General features: G+C 55.8%; 16 protein-coding genes and 1 pseudogene. 15 read left to right on the forward strand and 2 right to left on the reverse strand.

What is annotated here, in order from left to right; translation table 11 throughout:
- The 7 genes and pseudogenes from ACTJK7_RS28455 to ACTJK7_RS28485 all read left to right on the forward strand — a co-directional run.
- A pseudogene (locus ACTJK7_RS28455) lies at positions 1–108 on the forward strand (Hcp family type VI secretion system effector); the annotation flags it as partial.
- A 126-nt stretch (positions 109–234) separates the two neighbouring features.
- The gene (locus ACTJK7_RS28460) at positions 235–3,141 is read left to right on the forward strand and encodes a type VI secretion system Vgr family protein (RefSeq protein WP_440781087.1); all 2,907 of its coding nucleotides are present in this window, start codon (positions 235–237) and stop codon (positions 3,139–3,141) included.
- Positions 3,138–7,823, forward strand: coding sequence for an RHS repeat-associated core domain-containing protein (locus ACTJK7_RS28465; protein ID WP_440781085.1), 4,686 nt, complete (start codon positions 3,138–3,140; stop codon positions 7,821–7,823). The genes ACTJK7_RS28460 and ACTJK7_RS28465 overlap by 4 nt, the downstream gene beginning before the upstream one ends.
- Positions 7,813–8,295 carry a DUF4265 domain-containing protein gene (locus tag ACTJK7_RS28470; RefSeq protein ID WP_236190878.1) on the forward strand — a complete coding sequence of 161 codons (483 nt, stop codon included), beginning with the start codon at positions 7,813–7,815 and terminating at the stop codon, positions 8,293–8,295. Before ACTJK7_RS28465 ends, ACTJK7_RS28470 begins: the two co-directional genes overlap by 11 nt.
- 237 nt (positions 8,296–8,532) lie before the next feature.
- Entirely contained in the window at positions 8,533–8,796 is a 264-nt protein-coding gene (locus ACTJK7_RS28475; RefSeq protein ID WP_110718477.1) for a PAAR domain-containing protein, read from the forward strand.
- Positions 8,797–8,917: 121 nt separating this feature from the next.
- The gene (locus ACTJK7_RS28480) at positions 8,918–13,618 is read left to right on the forward strand and encodes an RHS repeat-associated core domain-containing protein (RefSeq protein ID WP_440781084.1); all 4,701 of its coding nucleotides are present in this window, start codon (positions 8,918–8,920) and stop codon (positions 13,616–13,618) included.
- Positions 13,615–14,091, forward strand: coding sequence for a hypothetical protein (locus ACTJK7_RS28485; RefSeq protein WP_440781083.1), 477 nt, complete (start codon positions 13,615–13,617; stop codon positions 14,089–14,091). The genes ACTJK7_RS28480 and ACTJK7_RS28485 overlap by 4 nt, the downstream gene beginning before the upstream one ends.
- 731 nt (positions 14,092–14,822) lie before the next feature.
- Here ACTJK7_RS28485 and ACTJK7_RS28490 read toward each other — a convergent pair.
- Positions 14,823–15,041: a hypothetical protein gene (locus tag ACTJK7_RS28490; protein ID WP_085655295.1), complete on the reverse strand. Its 219-nt coding sequence runs from the start codon at positions 15,039–15,041 to the stop codon at positions 14,823–14,825.
- A 288-nt stretch (positions 15,042–15,329) separates the two neighbouring features.
- Here ACTJK7_RS28490 and ACTJK7_RS28495 point away from each other — a divergent pair, with 288 nt between their 5' ends.
- From ACTJK7_RS28495 to ACTJK7_RS28520, 6 genes are all read left to right on the forward strand, one after another.
- On the forward strand, positions 15,330–15,626 hold the full coding sequence (locus ACTJK7_RS28495; protein ID WP_150295846.1) for a DUF7660 family protein: 297 nt from the start codon (positions 15,330–15,332) through the stop codon (positions 15,624–15,626).
- A 369-nt stretch (positions 15,627–15,995) separates the two neighbouring features.
- The gene (locus tag ACTJK7_RS28500) at positions 15,996–17,222 is read left to right on the forward strand and encodes a zinc-dependent alcohol dehydrogenase (protein WP_440781081.1); all 1,227 of its coding nucleotides are present in this window, start codon (positions 15,996–15,998) and stop codon (positions 17,220–17,222) included.
- Between the two features lie 57 nt (positions 17,223–17,279).
- Positions 17,280–17,432, forward strand: a complete 153-nt coding sequence (locus tag ACTJK7_RS28505; RefSeq protein ID WP_170928918.1) for a hypothetical protein — start codon at positions 17,280–17,282, stop codon at positions 17,430–17,432.
- Between the two features lie 79 nt (positions 17,433–17,511).
- Positions 17,512–18,024, forward strand: coding sequence for a CinA family protein (locus ACTJK7_RS28510; RefSeq protein ID WP_440781080.1), 513 nt, complete (start codon positions 17,512–17,514; stop codon positions 18,022–18,024).
- On the forward strand, positions 18,017–18,535 hold the full coding sequence (locus tag ACTJK7_RS28515; protein ID WP_440781078.1) for a hypothetical protein: 519 nt from the start codon (positions 18,017–18,019) through the stop codon (positions 18,533–18,535). The genes ACTJK7_RS28510 and ACTJK7_RS28515 overlap by 8 nt, the downstream gene beginning before the upstream one ends.
- Positions 18,536–18,542: 7 nt before the next feature.
- Positions 18,543–18,989 carry a DUF421 domain-containing protein gene (locus ACTJK7_RS28520; RefSeq protein WP_440781077.1) on the forward strand — a complete coding sequence of 149 codons (447 nt, stop codon included), beginning with the start codon at positions 18,543–18,545 and terminating at the stop codon, positions 18,987–18,989.
- Positions 18,990–19,106: 117 nt separating this feature from the next.
- Here ACTJK7_RS28520 and ACTJK7_RS28525 read toward each other — a convergent pair whose 3' ends face one another.
- Positions 19,107–19,406 carry a hypothetical protein gene (locus ACTJK7_RS28525; protein WP_440781075.1) on the reverse strand — a complete coding sequence of 100 codons (300 nt, stop codon included), beginning with the start codon at positions 19,404–19,406 and terminating at the stop codon, positions 19,107–19,109.
- Positions 19,407–19,723: 317 nt separating this feature from the next.
- Here ACTJK7_RS28525 and ACTJK7_RS28530 point away from each other — a divergent pair, with 317 nt between their 5' ends.
- Positions 19,724–20,608 carry a manganese catalase family protein gene (locus ACTJK7_RS28530; RefSeq protein WP_440781074.1) on the forward strand — a complete coding sequence of 295 codons (885 nt, stop codon included), beginning with the start codon at positions 19,724–19,726 and terminating at the stop codon, positions 20,606–20,608.
- 63 nt (positions 20,609–20,671) lie between these two features.
- Positions 20,672–20,833, forward strand: coding sequence for a hypothetical protein (locus tag ACTJK7_RS28535; protein WP_440781073.1), 162 nt, complete (start codon positions 20,672–20,674; stop codon positions 20,831–20,833).
- The last annotated feature ends 3 nt before the right edge of the window (positions 20,834–20,836 follow it).

Consider the following 20,836-nt stretch of genomic DNA (forward strand, 5'->3'; position numbering starts at 1 on the left):
CACTTCACCCACCTGGAAGAAGTGCAGTTCACCTACCGCAAAATCACCTGGACCCACGAAGTATCCGGTACTTCGGGTTCCGATGACTGGCGTGCTCCAGTCGTTTAATTTCGGCTGATCGTTGTACCGCTCCGGCCGGCAAGACCGGTCGGGGCGCACTCACCTCTAAAAATTTTTTTGCCTATAGCCCCTTGAGGGCTGTTGCGCGTCGCAGAATTGCGCGAGGAACAAGGGATGTTCTCACCGGCCAATCAGCCTCATTTCAATCTGACCATCGATGGCGCGGACAGCGATTTCCAGGTGCTGTCGTTCACCGGGAAAGAGGCGCTCAACACCCCCTTCGAGTTCGAACTGGAACTGGTCAGTGAGAAGGCCTCGATCAACCTTGAAAGCCTGCTGCACAAACTCGCGTTCCTGCAGCTGTCGCCCAGCGGCACGGGGATTCACGGGCTGATCTACAGCATCGCCCAAGGCGAGGCCGGCAAGCGCCTGACGCGCTACAAAATCTCCCTGCGCCCGCAGCTGTCGTACCTCGCGCATCGGGTCAATCAGCGCATCTTCCAGCAGATGACCGTGCAGCAGATCATCAGCAAGGTGCTGGAAGAACACGGCATTCTCGCCAGCGACTATCACTTTCAGTTGAGCGCGATTTACCCGGAGCGCATCTACTGCGTGCAGTACGACGAAAGCGATCTGCATTTCGTCCAGCGCCTGTGTGAGGAGGAGGGGATTCACTACCATTTCCAGCACACCTCCAGCGGCCACAAACTGATGTTCGGCGATGACCAGACGGTGTTCCCGAAACTGGCGCCGGTGGCCTATCAACAGGACTCCGGGCTGGTCGCCGATCAACCGGTGGTCAAGCGTTTCGGCCTGCGTCTGGCGACCCGCACCAGCCGCACCACGCGGCGTGATTACGACTTCGTCAAACCGAAGATCGAGCTGGAAAGCGACGCCAAGAGCAGCGCTCAGCCGGATCTGGAAGATTACGACTACCCGGGCCGTTTCGTGGATCGTGAGCGCGGCAAGCACCTGGCCAACCGCAACCTCGAACGCCACCGCAGCGACTATCGCCTGGCCGAGGGCAACAGCGACCAGCCGATTCTGGTCACCGGGCATTTTCTGGCCCTGACCGACCACGCCAACCCGACGTGGAACGACCTGTGGCTGCTCACCGAAATCTTCCACGAAGGCAAGCAGCCACAAGTGCTCGAAGAGTCGGTGACCAGCGACACCACCGACAACAAAGACGATTTCCACCAGGGCTACCGCAACCGCTTCAATGCGATTCCGTGGGACGTGCCGTACCGGCCGCCGCTCGATCACCCGAAACCGAAAGTGCTCGGCACCCAAAGCGCCGTGGTCTGCGGCCCCGAGGGCGAAGAGATCTACTGCGACCAGTACGGTCGGGTGAAGGTGCAGTTCTTCTGGGACCGCGAAGGCGAACACGACGACAAAACCAGTTGCTGGATGCGCGTGGCCTCGAACTGGGCCGCCGAAACCTTTGGCGCGATCAACATTCCGCGGGTCGGCATGGAGGTTTTGATCACCTTCCTCGAAGGCGATCCCGACCAGCCGCTGATCACCGGTTGCCTGTACCACGGCGCCAACCTGCCGCCGTACAAGTTGCCGGACTTCAAGACCCTTGCTACGGTCAAGAGCAAGGAATACAAGGGCAGCCGCGCCAACGAACTGCGCATCGACGACACCACCAGCGAGATCAGCATCGCGCTGCGCAGTGATCACGGTGCGAGTGCGATCAACCTTGGTTACCTGACCCACCCGCGCCCAAGCGGCGGTCAGCCTCGGGGTGAAGGTTTTGAGTTAAGAACTGATCGTCACGGCGCCGTGCGTGCCGGTGCCGGTCTGCTGATCACCACCGAGCCGCGCCCGAACGAATCGAAACACCACAAGGACCTGCCGGAAACCGCCGAGCGTCTGGCCACGGCCAGCGATCAACAGGACGGTTTCGCCACACAAGCCAAAGAGCTTCAGGCTCAAGAGGCCGGCGATCAGGACGACGTGGCCAAGGCCTTGCACGCGCAGCACCAAGGCGTGCTCGGCAGCGGCCCGGCGAACCTCACCGCCAATGAATTTCCCGAGTTCACCGAGCCGCATCTGGTGCTCGCCAGTCCCGCCGGCATCGCCCTGACCACACCGCGCTCCAGCCACATCGCCACCGGCGAACACCTGGCGCTGAGCAGCACCGGTCACACCAGTTTCTCCATCGGCAAACGCCTGCTGGCCAGCGCCAGTCGCGGCATGCGCCTGTTCGTGCAGAGTATGGGCTGGCGGCTGGTGGCGGCCTCCGGCGACATCGATGTCAAGGCACTGAAGGACAGCATCAACTTGTTGGCCAAACTCAACATCACCGCCAATGCCGACCGTATCACCATCACCGCCAAGACCGAACTGGTGATCCAGGGCGGCGGCAGCGCCACGACCTACAACGCCGGCGGCATCACCCACGCCACCAGCGGTCCGTACACCGCGCATGCGGCGAACTTCGCCTACACCGGGGCGAAGTCCTTGGCGGGCGTGTTTCCGGAACCGCCGAAACCGGGCAAGGGCAACCTCGAATTGTTCAACCAGTACGCCGGACGCCAAGGCATCAAGGAAGGTGATTACGAAGTCATCGATGCGTTGGGCAAAAGCATCAAGGGCAAACTCGACGGTAAGGGCTTTGCGAGCGTTTCTGGTGCTGCACCGGGACCGGCGCGGGTGCTGTTCGGCAAGGATCCGGCCGATACCTGGAGTGAAGGCAGCTATATCGGCAAACCGGAGTGGCCATTGAATCCGCCGGGCGCGGACGAAGCTCCAAGCCAAGTGCAAGCAATGGTTGCTCAAGTGTTGCCGAGCAAGAGCTGGGATGTGCTGGAGAAGGGCAAGGATATGGCCCAGACAGGGATGAGTGTTGTACAGACGGCACAAGGTGCATTGGAAACGGCGCAACAGGTTAAAGGTGCTGTACAAGGCGGAGTGGCTGGCTTGCCAAAACTGGCGAGTGCGGCGACACCGAGCGCGTCGAGCATTCTTAGTGCAGCAAGCAAGGCGGGCAAGCTGCCTAGCCTTCCGGCCCCGTCCTTGCCCAAACCAGCGCTTAAGGCAGCTGACCTGTTAAATGGGGAGGTGCTGTCATGACTGAAGCTGCCGTTGCCAAGAAGCGCGAGCCTCAGGTAGCCGTCGTTCCGCTCAACACGTTGGATGTGCAGGACGTGGGGCGTGGTGCCGCTCGGTTTGATGCCTGGCTGCGATCCATTAGCGGTGATGTGGTCACGCTCGATCGAATCAAAGGGGTCGCCGGGTCATTGCCGGTTGTAGGCAACATCATGGCGCTGGTCGACGCGCTTGGCGACATCGTCACGCTTACCAAAAGCAAGCAGCGGGAGTTACTTGATTGGGTCAGCCTGGGTATCAACCTGATCGGTGTTTTACCAGCCCCTCCGACCATGGCTGCTGCTCGTATGAGTTTGCGCCCGACCTTGTTTTTGGTACGTCAGGAACTGCGTAACAGTGCCAAGATGTTGTTGGGCGATTCTATGATCGAAGTGCTGGTCGGGCACTTGAACGCCACCATCGTCGGCACGATCGATGACTTCGTAAAACAGGCCCAAGGTAAACTTTCGGGCATTCTTGCCGATGCCGGGAACTTGGGGGCAAGCGCGGTAAACGAAATCGCGAAAGGGCTTGAAGCCGTCGTCAACGGCAAGCTCGACGCAAAAGGCGATGCGCGCGCCGCGGGTCAGAAAATCACTGCTGCCGGCAATCAATTGCTTAGCGATCCCAAGGCGGCCATCAGCAATATCTTTGGGGCTGCATTCAGTGCCTACAAAGCCGTAGGTAAAGGAGTTGCCAATAGCGCAGCGAAAAACCTTCTGCCGGACCAGGCTAAAAAACTGGTGATGACGCACACCGGCACATTGAGAGCGATGGGGCCAGAAATCAAAACCCAACTGAGTAAGTTGGGTGACCCGGGAACGCGGCACTCCATCGGTTGGTTGTTGCAAATGCTCAGCGGTGCTGTGGTGACTTGGCGTAAACGCCGAGGACATGGACAGAGCGCTAGTGTTAAACCTAATGCCACCAGTAAGGCGCAGAGCAAAGCAGGTGAAGGCCGGCTCGAAGCCAGCAGCCGTCAGGCTCCTGCGAATGCTAACGCCAATGGCCAGAAAAATGGTGCATGCGCGGGTACTTGCAACAGTATTAGCTTCGCGTTGGGCTCCGAGTCGCTAAGCCATACCGATTTCAGCCTCCCAGGTCCATTTCCTATTGAATGGGTGCGTACCTACAGCTCCCGGTTTGATGCCTTTGACAATGGCGAACTAGGTGCTCGGTGGGTGACAGAGTTCACCACCCGATTCGACTGCAAGGGCGATGGTCTGGTTTTCTTTGGAGCCGACGGTCGTAGTATCGATTTTCCTCTGCCCAAGGTAGGCCTCTATCACTATGACCCCGTTGAGAATCTCACGCTGGTTCGCTCCGGTGAGGATCAACTGCTGGTTTGCTTCGGTTTCGAGCGCAAAGAAACCTATGTCCGTCGTGGTCGTTCCTTCTGGCTGACGGATGTCAAAATGCGCAGTGGCGCGGGGCTAATGCTGCACTATGAGCATCGGCATGGGGACGCCCTGGTATTGTCTGACCTGATCACCTATCAAGGGGATATAACGCAGGTCCATTTGCACGTCGGAACCCTGCTTGATGATCATGGGCGGTTGGCCGGTCTTTGGGAAATCCGTGACGGCGCGCCTGTACGACAACTGTGTAATTACCAATACAACATCCACGGCGATCTGATCCAGGCACAGGATGAAAACGGTGCTGCCTGGAGCTATCACTATCAGCATCATCTGCTGACTCGATACACCGATCGCACCGGCCGCGGGTTGAATCTGGAGTGGGACGGCCACACCTCACACGCCAAGGCCGTGCGCGAGTGGGCGGATGACGGCAGTTTCGATACTCGTCTTGAATGGGACGAAAACATCCGCCTGACATATGTCACCGATGCCCATGGCAACGAGACTTGGCACTACTACGACATCAAGGGCTACACCTACCGGATTCGGTATCCCGATGAACGTTCAGAGTGGTTCTTTCGCGATGACGCAAAAAACATCATTCGTCACGTTCATGCAGACGGGACCTCCGATCGATACAGCTATGACGAGCGCGGTAATTTGCTCGAGCACATCAGTCCCGACGGCAGTGTCGCTCACTACGCCTACGATGATCTCAATCAACTGATCAAGGTTAGTGATGCAGAAGGTGGGCAATGGCAGCGAGCTTACGATGATGCCGGCAATTTGGTGGAGTCGGTCGATCCGCTTGGAAACAAGACGGAGTATGCCTACGACAAAGCAGGTCAGTTGATCGCTATCAAGGACGCAATCGGCAACGAGAAAGCGCTTGAGTACAACGATGCTGGTCAGCTTCTGAAATATACCGATTGCTCTGGCAAGACCAGCGAATGGGAATACAACGATCGCGGTCAGATGATCTGTTTTACCGATGCAGCAGGACAAAGCACCGAGTATGAGTACAAGGCTGGACATATCGCCCTGATTACTCATCCAGATAAAACCCAGGAGCGATTCGAGCGTGATGCCGAAGGGCGTCTTCTTGCCCATATTGACGGTCTGGATCGCTGCACGACATGGAGCTATAACGCTGCCGGGTTGATTGCCGAGCGCGTAGACGCCTGCGAGCAAACGCTTCGCTACCGTTGGGACCGGCTGGGTCGTCTTGTAGCGCTGGAAAACGAAAACGAGCAGCGCACCCAATTTCACTATGACCCTGTCGGAAGGTTGCTTGAGGAAAAAGGATTCGATGGCGTTGCTACGCGCTATCAGTACGATTCCGAGAGCGGGCGTTTGGCGAGAGCCATTAGCGGTGAGCGCGTCATTTCGATGTCGTTTGACCCCATGGGACGGCTTGTAGAACGCCATGCCAGCTTGGGCAATACGTCTCAGAGTGAATCCTTTGCGTATGACGGTAATGGCAACATGGTTTTGGCCACGAATGACCAAAGCCGGCTGCTGTGGTTCTATGATTTGGCCGGTAATCTGATCAGAGAGCATCAGCATTATCAGAGCCTGGATGCACCGCTCGTTGCAATCTGGAGGCACGAGTACGACCCCCTCAATCAGTGCGTAGCTACGACCCGCCCGGATGGTCACCGGGTGAGCTGGCTGACGTACGGCAGTGGGCATTTGCTTGCGTTGAAACTGGATGATCACGAGCTGGTCGGTTATGAGCGAGATGACCTACATCGTGAGGTCGTTCGTCATCAAGGCAATCGTCTGCGCCAGACTCAAAAATGGGACCCGGCAGGTCGCCTGCAGGAGCAATTGCTAGGCCGAAGTGATGACAATTCCACTTTGCTCAAGCGCGAATACAAATACGATGCGGTCGGCCAGTTGACCGAGCTAAACGACACGCGTCGCGGACCGCTGTCCTATCGTTACGATCCAGTCGGAAGACTGATCAGTGCAGCAAGCCGCCTCGGGGTTGAGAAGTTCGCTTTCGATCCTGCCAGTAACCTGCTCGACGAAAAGGTGGCAGAAGTACGGCGGCCTCTTGATCAGGCGCCAACGCGTAGTCGGTTGGTAGACAATCTGCTACGGGAATACGTCGGCACCCATTACGAATATGACGATCGCGGCAATCAAACACTGCGTTGGCACAATGGTCAACGCAGTCGATTGCAATGGGATCTGTTCGATAGGTTGGTTCATTTCGAGGATGATCGTCTCTCGGTCAAATACGCCTACGACGCCTTGGGTCGCCGGCTATACAAGCATTCAACCGCCCATTATAGAAATCGTCCTGAAGCAGGTTCTCACTGGAATAAAAATGAGCAAGGACGTGTTCAGCGTTTGCTTGGCTGTGGCCTGACTTTGTACGGGTGGGACGGAGATAATCTTTCCTGGGAAAGCAGTCCTGCGCCTATTGATGGGGGAACTGGCCGCACAGTCCACTACGTTTATGAACCCGGCACGTTTGTTCCGGTGGCTCAAGCGATCAGACACGCCTCGATTGATTTGTTAAGCCAGCCTGAATATGTCGGTGGCGAGACTCTTGAAGATGACCCGCTTTGGAGTCATGTACCCAAAGCACAACCGTTTGATGCTTTAGCCTGGTATCAGTGTGATCATTTAGGCACACCATTGGAGCTTACCGATCAGGACGGTCAGGTCGCCTGGAGCGCTCAATACAAGGCGTGGGGACAGGCAAAAGAACAGACATCAGCTACAGCAGTACGGCATGGGCTGAACAATCCAATTCGTTTCCAAGGTCAGTATCACGATCATGAAACAGGCTTGCACTACAACCGATACAGGTACTACGACCCCCATGTAGGTCGCTTCATCTCAAAGGATCCGATAGGTCTGATGGGGGGCATAAACCTTCATCAATACGCACCTAACCCAACCCAATGGGTGGACCCTTTAGGGCTGGTGAAGAAACCGCCATCCAAGCGCGCCCTAAAAGACGGCGCTGGAGCATCGCCTCAAGATATCGCTGCGAGTAAGGTCGGCGGAGGCAGTCGAAAAGGGCAGGCGGCTTGTCGCAAAAAACTCATTGATAAAAGTAAGCCAGTGGGCGTTTACAAGTGCTGGCGGTGTGGACATACCTCTACCAATCCTGATGACATGCACTTGGGGCATAAGAATGTGGCCACCTCAAATGGGGGCAACCTTGCCGATGTCAACGTAGATCTTGAGGGCGCGTCGTGTAACCTGAGTGCGGGAAATAGCGGTTACGTGAAGGAAGGGATGTCGTGTGTCGAACGTGGAAGTTGTGGAGCGCCATATGGACGATAAAGAATTGCCTGTACTGATTCAGGTGTTTGTATCAGATGACGGTGGCCCCGTATTCGAGGAGCTCCCTGCAATTGCGATGGGGCAGGATACATATGAGCTGTTGTCTTCACCTGGCCTTGCGCTGAATTTGGCTCGAGGTGATGTCATCTCGATAAAAAACAAAAACACTCACGCTGAAGTCCTCAAGCGCGGAGGGAATTTTTGTATTCATATCTACGCCGATTTCATCCCCGAGGACGTCATTGCTCAGCTCGAATCTGATGTCGGTAATGAGCTGGGGGGAACACTTGATGGCGTTTTCGAAGGCAATCTTTCGTTGGCTGTGCCGTCCAGCAACGGGATGGACAGAATCAATGAGTTCTTTGATCGCTTCCGCGAGAAAACCGGCCTCGAATGGTATTACGCCAACGTCTACAAGAACATTGATGATGAAGAGGATGAAACGCTGCTGAATTGGTGGCTGCAGAGCTGATTGATTCGAAGAGTGATCTCGCTGACAACAATCGAAGCTTGGCTAAGCAAGCTTGGATAAACACAAATGTGTCGGCTAGATCTACGAAACGCAGTGTGAGATCGAAGGGCGCGTGACAGGTCGGTAGTGACTGCGGCGCGCTTTATCGGCCAGCCAGAAAATATGAACGAGGGCGACCCTCTTTCGAACGTTTGCCTGGCCGATATAAATCCAAGATTTAGTCAAAGGAGTGACACCATGAAAGATGTTATTCGCTTAGGCGACTCCACCACTCACGGTGGCAAAGTGCTCGAAGCCTTCTCCCGAACCGACCTCAACGGCAAGCCTATTGCTGGCGTCGGTCACAAAGTTAGCTGTCCGCTTTGCAAAGGGGTTTTCCCCATTGCAGAAGGCAGCAGCACCTACACCGTTGATGGTACGCCCATCGCTCTGGACGGTATGAAAACTTCCTGTGGCGCCGCGCTTATTGCGAGCGGTCCGAAAGGCGCAGTGATCAGCTGATCGACCTGACTACATCCTGGTTTCATTGCCAACGAGAGGCGACGTGCAGACGTAGGCCTCTTGGCGATGAGCCTCATGACATTTCTGAATTCCCGAGCCTACTGGCTGGTAAGACGCTTCCATGACGACCAATATCGCTGTTGCAACCAAACGTGAACCACAAGTCGCCGTTGTTCCGCTGAATCTGATCATGGTGGAAGATGTGGGTCGAAGTGCGGCTCAATTCGATGCTTGGTTACGAGAGATCAGTGGCGATCTGGTGACATTGGAGCGCATCAAGACGGTCGCCGGTGCGCTGCCTGTTGTCGGCAATATCATGGCGCTGGTCGATGCACTGAACGATGTGGTGACACTCTCGAACAGCCCACGACAAGATCCTCTCAACTGGGTCAGTCTCGGGATCAACCTGATCGGTGTCTTGCCGATGCCGCCGAACATGGCAGCCGCGCGCATGAGCTTGCGTCCGACATTGTTCCTTGTTCGCCAGGAGGTCGCCAAGGTCGGCAAGCTGGTGTTGGGCGATGCGTTGATCAACGTCGTGGTCGGCCATCTGAACGCTGACATTGTTGGTGTGATCGATGATTTCGTTAAGCAGGCACAAGCCAAACTCAAGGAGCTGCTCAATGATGCAGGAGAGCTTGGCGAAAAGATCCTCAATGAAATTGCTGTTGGGTTAGAGCGCGTCGTAAACGGACAGCTCGATGCCAAAGGCAATTTAAAAGAGGCCGGGGAGATGGCAAGCGCTGCCAGCGATCAATTGCTACATGATCCTTTGAGCGCTATCAGCAATATCTTCGGCGCCGCGGCAAACGTTTACAAAGCAGCGGGCAAAGGCGTTGCCAACAGTGCGGCCGAGCATCTGTTGCCTGAACAAGCAAAGAAAAAAGTTCTGATTCATACGAAATCACTGCGCGCCATGGGACCCGAGCTGCGCACGCAGTTGAACAAGTTGAGTGACCCGGCCGTTCAAAGCTCGATTGGCGCGCTGTTGGTCGTACTGGCCAGCGCGGTTGCAGCGTGGCGTATGCGCAACGCACACGGCCAGGGCGGTAACGTCAAACCGGGCATGACTAGCCAATCCCGACGCGTTGCCAGCGATGGCAAGGTTGAAGTAAGCCGGGCTGAGTCGAAGCCGAAGACGCGCCCCAATGATGAGAAAAATGAAGTATGTCCTGCGACCTGCAAGCGCATCAGCTTTGCCATGGGTACAGAGACGTTTGATCACTCGGATTTCAGCTTGCCCGGCGCTTTCCCCATTGATTGGACCCGCACGTATTGCTCGGACTTGAGCGCCTATGATTCGGGCATCTTGGGCGCGCGCTGGATCACTCCGTTCACGACTCGCATCGATGAGCAGGACGATGGTCTGGTGTTCCACAATGCAGACGGCCGAAGCCATAGCTATCCGTTACCTAAGATCGGTCAGTTTCATTACGACGCGATTGAAAACATCACTTTGCTGCATGTCAGCGAGGGACAGTTGCTGCTATGCCGGGGTTTCGATCGCAAGGAAACCTACATCCGTCATGGGCTTTGCTACCTGCTAGTAGGTGTTGTATTGCGTAGTGGCGCCGGAATCATGCTGCACCATGAGCATCGACACGGTAATGCTCCCGTACTGTCCGACCTGATTACCTATCAGGAAAATGACATCACCAAGGTGCATCGTCACCTCGGCACGCTGATCGATGCGCATGGACAATTGACCGGCCTCTGGGAGATCCGTGACGGGGCGCCACAGCGTCAGCTGTGCGCTTATGAGTATGACGCGCACGGCGATCTGACTCTTGCCCAGGATGAGAACGGTGCAGCTTGGTCGTATCAGTATGAGCATCATCTGATCACGCGCTACACGGACCGGACCGGGCGCGGGATGAACTTGCAGTGGCAGGGCACGGGCTCTGATGCCAAGGCCGTGCGCGAGTGGGCCGATGACGGCAGTTTCGACACCCGTCTGGAATGGGATGAGAACATTCGTCTGACGTACGTAACGGATGCTCACGGTAACGAGACATGGCATTACTACGACAGCCTGGGCTACACGTATCGCATTCGTCACGCCGATGGCTTGTCGGAATGGTTGTTCCGCGATGACGCCAAAAACGTCGTCCGGCATGTGCATCCCGATGGGGCCACTGACCGCTATAGCTACGATGAGCGCGGCAATCGGCTTGAGCATATTCGCGCCGACAATAGCGTGGTGCACTTCGCCTATGACGACCACGACCAACTCATCAAAATCATGGACGCGGAAGGCGGGCTATGGCTGCGCGCCTATGATGACGCCGGCAACCTGGTTGAAACGGTCGATCCGCTCGGTAACAAGACTGAATACGCATATGACAAAAAAGGTCTGCCGATTGCCATCAAGGATGCCAACGGTAACGAGAAGACCCTTGAATACAATGACGCGGGTCAATTACTCAAGTATGTGGATTGCTCGGGCAAGATCAGTACATGGGAATATGACGATCGCGGCTTGATGATCTGCGCAACGGATGCAGCAGGGCAGAGCACCGAATACGAATACAAGGCTGGGCAGGTAGCGCTTATCCGGCATCCGGACAAAACAGAGGAGCGTTTTGAGCGCGATGCTGAGGGCAGACTTCTGGCCCATGTCGACGGATTGGATCGCTGCACGACCTGGAGCTACACGGTAGCTGGTTTCGTCGAAGAACGCGTGGACGCTGCCGAACAGACTCTGCGGTATCGGTGGGATCGTTTGGGACGTTTGCAGGCTCTGGAGAACCAGAATCAACGCTCGGCGCAATTTCTCTACGACCCAGTAGGACGCTTGTTGACCGAAACAGGCTTTGACGGACGTCTGACTCGCTACCAGTACGACATCGCTTCTGGACGCCTATCAAAGGTCGCCACCGGTGACCGTGTTGTGACGGTAGCGTATGACGAGATGAGGCGTGTAACCGAGCGTCTAGCTTCGCTTGGCGACCAGTCTCAAGCGGAGCGTTACGCCTATGACGGCAGGGGCAACATGATCCTCGCCAGTAACGCAGACAGCCAAGTGCAATGGTTCCATGACATGGCCGGCAATATGGTGCGTGAGCATCAGCACTACCTCGGTTTGGACAAGCCACTGGTTGCTGTTTGGCAGCACGAGTACGACGTGCTCAACCAACGTGTGGCCACGATACGTCCTGATGGGCATCGGGTCAGTTGGTTGACCTACGGCAGCGGTCATCTCTTGGCATTGCGCCTGAACGAGCATGAGTTGCTTGGCTATGAGCGCGACGACCTGCATCGCGAAGTGGCTCGGCATCAAGGTAATCGTCTTGTGCAGACGCAGAAGTGGGACCCGGCCGGGCGCCTGCAAGAGCAACTGTTGGGGCGTAGTGATGACAAGTCGGTTTTGCTTAAGCGTGAGTACGCCTACGACGCCGCAGGGCAACTGAACGAAATCAACGATACGCGCCGTGGCCAGTTGTCCTATCGCTATGATCCGGTGAGCCGGTTGTTGAGCGCAGTGAGTCGTTTGGGTGTTGAAACCTTCGACTTTGACCCGGCGGGTAACCTGCTTGATGAGAAAGCGGCAGAGAGTCGGCGGCCTTTGGAGTTGACTCCCCCACGCAGCAAGTTAGTCGATAACCTGCTGCGCGAGTATGCAGGGACTCACTACGAATACGATGAGCGTGGTAACCAGATAAAGCGTTGGTGCGATGGTGCTTACAGCCAGATGCGTTGGGATCTGTTTGATCGGCTGGTGCATTTTGAGGACTCAAGGCTTTCGGTGGAGTTTGCCTACGACGCCCTTGGTCGACGTTTATCCAAGAATTCGAAGGTCCACTACAAGCAGCGGCCGGCGGCAGGCTCACTGTGGAATAGCGCTGAGCACGCTCGATTGCAGCGAGAGCACGGCTGTGGCTTTACGTTGTACGGTTGGGATGGCGATAACTTGGCTTGGGAAAGTCGTGCTCCTCAGCAGGATGGGGAGGCGGGCCGCACTATTCATTACGTGTTTGAGCCCGGAACATTCATTCCTGTCGCTCAGGCGATGTCGAATCATTCCATTAATCTGATGGGATTGCCTGACTACGATGAGGATTACAGCTTAGAGGATGATCCGCTTTGGAATCGTTCCGCAGTATCGCCCCCAATCGATGTATTGAATTGGTACCAATGCGACCATTTGGGCACTCCTTTGGAGATGACCGATCAGAATGGTGACGTCGTATGGAGTGCTCAGTACAAGGCCTGGGGTGAGATTCGGGAGGAGCAGTCGCATTGGGCGAAGCAGCAGGGCATTGCAAATCCTATCCGATTCCAAGGGCAGTACCATGATCATGAGACGGGGCTGCATTACAACAGGCATCGCTACTACGACCCGTCAGTGGGACGTTTCATAAGTCAAGATCCTATTGGTTACGAAGGGGGACTCAACCTTTACCAGTATGTTCCGAATCCTACTGGGTGGACTGACCCGCGCGGGCTGGCTCGTCAAAAAGGAATTACGCCGAACAACAAAGGCACACGCACTACAATCGAGTCGGGTAATCTGCAAGCACCGGAGGTTGGATACAGCACGAAAGCAGGTGGGGAAGGTATTCAGCATCCTGTGGTTCAAGAGCTCTATGAATCGGTACCAGACGATCAACGTTCTCCTTTTATTCATGGGCACTGCGGAGAAGCGGATGCGCTGAGTAAGATTGCCAAGGCTAACGATGTCAAATCTGTCGAAGCTTTGAGAGATATTACGAACGGCTCAACATCTACGACCGTAAGGAATGATGGTAAACAGTTGAAGTTTTGCCGATCTTGCGCGCAAGTTATGGGTAAGCTCGGCGTATGTGATGGAGTTAAAGAATGAGTGATGAAAAAGAAATTGAAGAAGTCGAAAATCTTGAGGCGCGTCTCCTTGCCGCCGGCGTATCCATTAATCAATTAGTGCGGTGCTACGCGGATTTTTTGCTTCATTTGATTGAAGGCGACGCTTTAAGGAGTATTTCTTCTGCAAAACTCGATCTTATGTCTAACTACCTGAGTAAGGCCGTAACTCCTGGAGTAGTTGAGTCTAGTCAGGAGCAAAGGAAGGAGTTCTTTGTCGATCTTTGGCCAATTGAAAGGCAATATAGAGAATCGGATCCAGCATTCGCGAATTTCGTACGATGTGTAATCTGTTGCTTCGGAAATGAGGAAGACTGGGAGCAGGATGATACAGGAGAGGCCACACCTTTATGGTATTTTCTTTTCTATATCAAGAAGGTTTGTCCCGAGATAAAAAACGAATTTTTACAGTATTTTGAAGGTGTTTTTAGTGAGCGTGGATTATCTGAAAGGTAGTGTATAGCTGTCGGCAATTATTTGCGCGACAGTGGAAAGGTCGTTGGCGCTGAAAACACTCGTGAACTATTATCCTTCGCGAACGGCAGTTTTCGGCCAGAAGCGGACGCTCATGGCCGACCGCTTCTGACCATATGCTGACGTTCGCAGGTGGCTGCATCCGGCCAGGCGCGGCACTTCATCAGAAAAAAGGGGACTGATTTATTTCTCATAAAAAAATCAGTCCCAATTCTCTCGTTCCGTAATCAACGCGTTCCTGCATCGCCCTCTATGACTTCAACGAAAGGGGTAACTGTCCGGGTTGCGGTGACAAGTATCCCAACGAATGAAAGTATGATGCTGCCCCCCGTGACAACTATTGCCCAGTGATTTTTGCTCAATAGGAAAACGTACGGCAATGCTACAGCAATGCCGCAGACCCCGAGCCGGAAGATCATCCCGCCAACCCGAAGTCTGCGATGAAGAGCCACATGCCATCGCAAAGGTGCCCCGCAAGAAACACACGGTACTACGGGAAACTCCCCAAAAAAAGGAGTCATGCGCCGTTGCGCTGTTCGACTCAACTTTGAGGAGCAGGTGGGACACGCCAATAATGACGAGCTTTGCATGGAGAGAATTTCTCCTGGGTGGGTGTCCGCATTAGTTTAGTGGATGATTTAATGCCTGACCTACGCGATGGTTAACCATTGGCAATGATTGCTTTTGGCCGATTGCTGCCTGCAAAGACGATACTAGGATTGCCGTATCCGCATAATCGCATCTGTGATCGCCTTTGCATTTGTGTCTAAGGTCTCCATAGCCATCACAGCGTTATCTGCAACGACTGCTGCGCCACTGGCTGCAAGCCAAACGGCAACCTCCTCGATCGCCGCCGCCAGTGCATGCTGGTTGTGCAGGAGCAATGTCAGGGCGTCAGCGGTGGCGATATTAGAAGCTGAGTTATTTGGCATGCGATCCATCCTGGAAATAAGGGTTTCGCGAAGCCTAGCTCATGCGGCCGCAGCAGAGAGGCTTAGATACCGCATGCTTAAAAATTGCTACACCGCGCAGATGATTTGAGACTTTAGCCAATCAGTTGGGGCGGGAGGCGGGCTACTGCATCCATCCATCATCGGAGCCAGCCAGCGTCCGCTTTCGGCCAAAAGCGGCCATTCGCAAATAGAGAGGTTGACTGTCTGTTTCTTTGCATAGCAGCATCTCAGCCAGCACTCTCGCTAACGTCCGATACATGGCTTCCTATGTCTATTGACCTTGATGAGTTGTTAGAGCGCGTGATCGATGAGCAATCGTTCATTAGGTTTATCGAGGCTCTTGGTTCTGATTTTGCCAGTGAGCGTGTGTTGGAGGAAATGACGCCATCGTCTCCTTATGAATCTAGCGTCTTGGGGTGGGAAAATGAATCTGTAGATACCTTTCTCGATGCGGCGGCTGCATGGGCGACCGCCAGTACCAGAAGCTCTTCGCAAAATGTTCCTGTTTCAAATGTATGGCAGCGGTGTGCATCCATTTTGCTGGCTGGCAAATTTTATGAGTGAACCCTGGCTCTTCCTTCAAAGAAACTGAGAGATTCATTCAGTCTGCTTATGGCCGAATGCAGGCGGGTGTTACCTTGTTTCAGCTGCGTCAGGAGGCCAGCTCTCATAGAAAGAGCAGCCTACAGGGATCGGGTTGCCATCCAATATGGTATGCGGCCCATGCCAGTAGGTGTGCCATGCGTTCGGCAGCAACTGGCGACAGTCCGCAAGATTCTCTGACTTCGTCTAGCCGTACTCGGCAAACAAAGTCCGGGTGCCTCCGTTCCACTGATCCAGAAATACGCAAAACAGAGTGAACTCGCGCTGACTGAGTCCTTCGGAACTTGAAGAGGCTGTTCTTCAATTCTTCCATTGTCAGAGGATTCCACCATGCGAGCTATGACCTACCAAGGCGCCCACGACGTCAGAGTCGAAACCGTGCCGGATCCGATCCTTGAAGCACCCGATGACATCATCCTGCGAGTAACCGCCACGGCCATCTGCGGTTCGGACCTGCACCTGTATCGGGGCAAGGTCCCGACGGTCGAGCACGGCGACATCTTCGGCCATGAGTTCATGGGCATTGTTGAGGAAACCGGTTCGGCCGTGACGGCGGTGCAACGCGGCGATCGGGTGGTGATCCCGTTTGTGATTGCCTGCGGCGACTGTTTCTTCTGTCAGCATGCGCTGTACGCAGCGTGTGAAACCACCAATGCCGGGCCGGGCGCGGCGATGAATAAAAAGCGTATTCCCCCGCCGGCGGCGCTGTTCGGTTTCAGCCGGATGTACGGCGGGGTTCCGGGCGGTCAGGCCGAGCTGGTGCGAGTGCCGAAGGCCAACACTGGGCCGTTCAAGGTGCCGGGAACGCTTGCAGACGAGAAGGTCTTGTTCCTGTCCGACATTCTGCCGACGGCGTGGCAAGCGGTGATCAATTCCGGCGTCGGCGAAGGTTCGAGTCTGGCGATCTACGGAGCCGGACCGGTCGGACTGCTCAGCGCGGCGTGTGCGCGCATGCTTGGCGTCGAGCGCATCTTCATGGTCGATCACCATGCCTACCGACTGGCCTATGCGCAGCGCACCTACGGCGTGATCCCGATCAACTTCGATGAGGACGACGACCCGGCGGATACCATCATCAGCCAGACGCCCGGCAACCGTGGGGTGGATGGTGTGATCGATGCGGTGGGCTTCGAGGCCAAGGGCAGCACTACCGAAACCGTGCTGGCCACGCTCAAGCTCGAAGGCAGCAGCGGCAAGGCGTTGCGTCAGTGCATCGCTGCGGTGCGCCGTGGCGGTACGGTCAGTGTGCCGGGGGTGTATACCGGTTTTATCCATGGCTTCCTGTTCGGCGATGCCTTCGACAAGGGGCTGATTTTCAAGATGGGCCAAACCCATGTGCAGCGCTATCTGCCCGAACTGCTGGGGTATATCGAAACCGGGCGCCTGCAGCCGGACGCGATCATCAGCCATCGGCTGTCACTCGAGCAGGCGGCGGAAGGCTACAAGATTTTTGATAAAAAACAGGAAGACTGCCGCAAGGTCATCCTGACCCCGGGCCGCGGCGATGTGCCGCTGGCCGAAGCGGACGGCACGGCGCCGCTGGTGCCGGCCGTGTAAGCAAGCAGACCCGTGGCGAGATCCCCTCGCCACGGGATCACTGAGCGAGAGACGATCATGAAAACCATCTGTGCCTGTCTGGGGCTTTGTTCAGTGCTGCTGTTGCAGGGCTGTTTCGAAGGTTCCAATGATGCGCCGAACAAGGACGGCGACAAAAGCAAGGCGTCGCTGCAGATCCAGAAAGACAAGGCTGCCGAGTCGGACAAGTGATCGGCCGTGCGGATGAGCGAGCGAAACTCAAATGCGCTCGCCACGGTCAACCGGACAGTTCTGTTTCCGGACGCCTGCCATGTCCATTGCTGAAGCGACTGTTGATTATCTACGCGAACATTCACTGCTCCTGACCTCCGCCGAGTCATGTACGGCGGGAATGATTGTGACGTTGTTGTCCGAGGTCCCAGGCAGTGGTGAGTTCATCGAATGTGGGTACGTGGTGTACTCGCCTCAGGCCAAACAGCGCCTGTTGCGCGTCAACCCGCAGACCATTGAACGTTTCAACCTGACCAGCGTCGAGGTCGCCCGCGAGATGGTGGTGGGGGCGTTGCATGACAGCACCGCGAATGTGGCGGTGGCGACCACCGGCATTCTCGGCCCGGAGGACGTCGACGGTATCCCTGCCGGAACGGTGTGCTTTGCGTGGGCTTTTCAGTCGGCAGCAGGGCAGTTTGTCTACTCTCGGCAAATGCGTTTTTCCGGCAGTCGCTGTGAGGTGCAAAACCAGGCCACGGAGTACGCGCTGCAGGGCATACAGCAATTTCACCGTGCGGCACTGCAGGAGACGAGGAGTCCGGTTGATGACTGACGATGCCGACCACCCTGATCTGCGCAGCCGGGACGTGCCGTTTCGCGAAGACATGGCCTATCAACTGAAGGTCTGGCGCTTCGAGCGCTGCGGCTGGTATGCCTTGGTGCTGCTGATGGTGCTGGCCATGGCGGGACTGTTTTCCAGAGGCCTGATCAGCAGCCGCGACGTACGCTCCGAGGATGGCCAAGTCCGGGTGCAGTATGAAATGTTCCACCGTAACGGTTCGACCAACTCAATGCGTATCAGCCTCACAGCGGCGCCGGAAGCGACGGTGGAGCTTGAGCTGGCCGGTGATCTGTTGCAGGGCTTCAGCATCGACACTCTGCAACCGGAACCGCTGCGTAGTCGCAGTGCGGCCGAAGGCGTGCGCTTCTGGCTGCAGGCCGACAAGCAAGGCCAGGTGAGTCTTTACCTGAGCATGCGCGGCGACGGCCTGGGCTTGTATCGCAGCCACATCAGTACGCCAGGCTCCAGCGGCGTCACGCTTTCTCAATTCATTTTTCCGTAGGTGACCCATGGACTCGGTACTGCGTGCGGCGGTGATGTACGGGGCTTTGATGGAGCTGTTAAAGATCGCCGGCCGGCGTTCGCTGGCGGACCTGACCACCTTCGATTTCGTCCTGCTGATGGTCATCGGCGAGGCCACGCAGCAGGCTTTGCTGGGCGATGATTTCTCCCTGACCAACGCGGTGCTGGTGATCGTGACGCTGATCGCCATCGACGTCGGTTTCTCTTTGCTCAAACAGCGGTCGGGCTGGGTGTCGCGGCTGATCGACGGCGAACCGACGATCATCGTCGAGAACGGCAAACTGCTGCACCGACGTTTGCGGCATGCGCGGCTGATCGAGGCGGATGTCATGGAAGCCGCGCGTTCCAGTCAGGGTATCGAACGAATTGAGCAGATCAAGTTTGCGATCATTGAGCGCAATGGGAAGATTTCGGTGATTCCCAACGAGACTTGACTAATCACTTGGCAGGCTTAACTGCGGGTGACTTGCTTATAGCCTTCATAAGGCGGAAGGCAGGTCTATCCGAGTGCAATTTAAAAGTCTCGGTTTCGACTTGCCCTTGCGTGCTTATCAATTGTCTCTGCTATACGCCAGCACATGATCAGTGAAGTGCTGTGCCTTGTCGTGAGGCAGCGCATTAATCCTTTCCAGCTTCAGCAATAGTTCTACAAAATGGTCGGGCGCGTCAGATTTTTTTGCAGCGAGTCGGCTGCTGATTTCGATGATTGTCGCAACCAGTTCGTCCGGGTTGGCAATCGCCTCAGGTTCAATGGAATCGAGCATATCCAGATTGATTTGGCCCACGGGCGGCGCCATGAGAATGAGGCGCTGGAGAAGATCGTTGAAGCGCGGATCGAAAGAAAGCGGCATGTCTGCATCCTGACTTTTTTCGAAATATTAAACTTCGGAATCAAGGCAAAGGGCCATAGTTATTGACTTATTCCTGTACAGTGAGTTTGCTTTTGTACAACTCGAGGTGGATATTACCGATAGAAATAATTTTGGAACTTTAAAAGCAGTGCCCATTTGTTCATTGATTCAGCAAGTTGGCAATAAATAGAATTTTTCCAGCTTTGCCACTCGTCGCCCTTGATCAAAAAAATGAAATTTTAGTTCGCGGTATCGATTCAGAACTGTGTAACGCAATTTATAACGAATCTCATCTTACACAGCCTGAGGGAATTGTCATGTTCTTACATAACAAGCGACTTCAATACACCGTGCGTGTTGCCGAACCCAATCCGGGACTGGCGAACTTGCTCCTTGAACAATTCGGCGGCGCCCAGGGCGAACTGGCGGCAGCCTCGCGCTACTTCACGCAAGCGCTGGCCGAGGATGATCCGGGTCGCAAGGATCTGTTGATGGACATCGCCACCGAGGAGCTGAGTCACCTCGAAATCGTCGGCTCCATCATCGTCATGCTCAACAAGGGCGCCAAAGGCCGAGTGGCCGAAGGCGTGGAAGAAGAGGGCGAGTTGTACCGGGCCATCAACGGGGCCGGCAACGATTCGCACATAACCAGTCTGCTGTACGGTGCCGGCGCGCCGCTGACCAACTCGGCCGGTGTGCCATGGACGGCTGCGTATGTCGATACGATCGGTGAACCCACAGCGGATTTCCGCTCGAACATCGCCGCCGAAGCCCGGGCGAAAATCGTCTACGAACGGCTGATGAACGTCACTGACGATCCCGGCGTCAAGGAAGCGCTGGGCTTCCTGATGACCCGCGAAATTGCGCACCAGTTGTCCTTCGAAAAAGCCCTTCATGCGATCCAGCCAAACTTCCCGCAGGGCAAACAACCCGGCATGCCGGAGTTCACCAACGTGTACTTCAACATGTCCCAAGGGGAGGGCAGCACGCGTGGTCCATGGAACCAAGGCGATGACTGGGAGTTCGTGGAAAGTCCAGAGCCTGCGGTGGATGGCGGCGACGGCAGCGCCAGCGTTCAGCTCAGTGCCGAGGAAGAGGCGCTGCTGCTGGATATGAAAGCGCGAACCATGTCCGACCCGGACAGCAACCCGATCACTGGCGCCGATCTGGGCGCGGGTGTTCAGGGGCAACCCGACGCGTGATGACCGGGACCGCATGCCGCAACGGCGTGCGGTTTTTCAATCGATAAGATCCGAGGTACCGCCATGAATCAGAACTCCGGGGTTTCCAGCAGCGACCTGGCGCATTCGCTGTTCAGTCGGTTTAACGCAAGCGTCACGTCGTATGATCGAACCGCGCAGAAGATCACCGAGACGTTGCGCCAATCCGTGCTCGACTCCACCGGCAAACGCTCTACCGGACGCTAGGAG

It is taken from the genome of Pseudomonas sp. 22085, from assembly GCF_052045815.1.
Classification (GTDB): Bacteria; Pseudomonadota; Gammaproteobacteria; order Pseudomonadales; family Pseudomonadaceae; genus Aquipseudomonas; species Aquipseudomonas glycinae.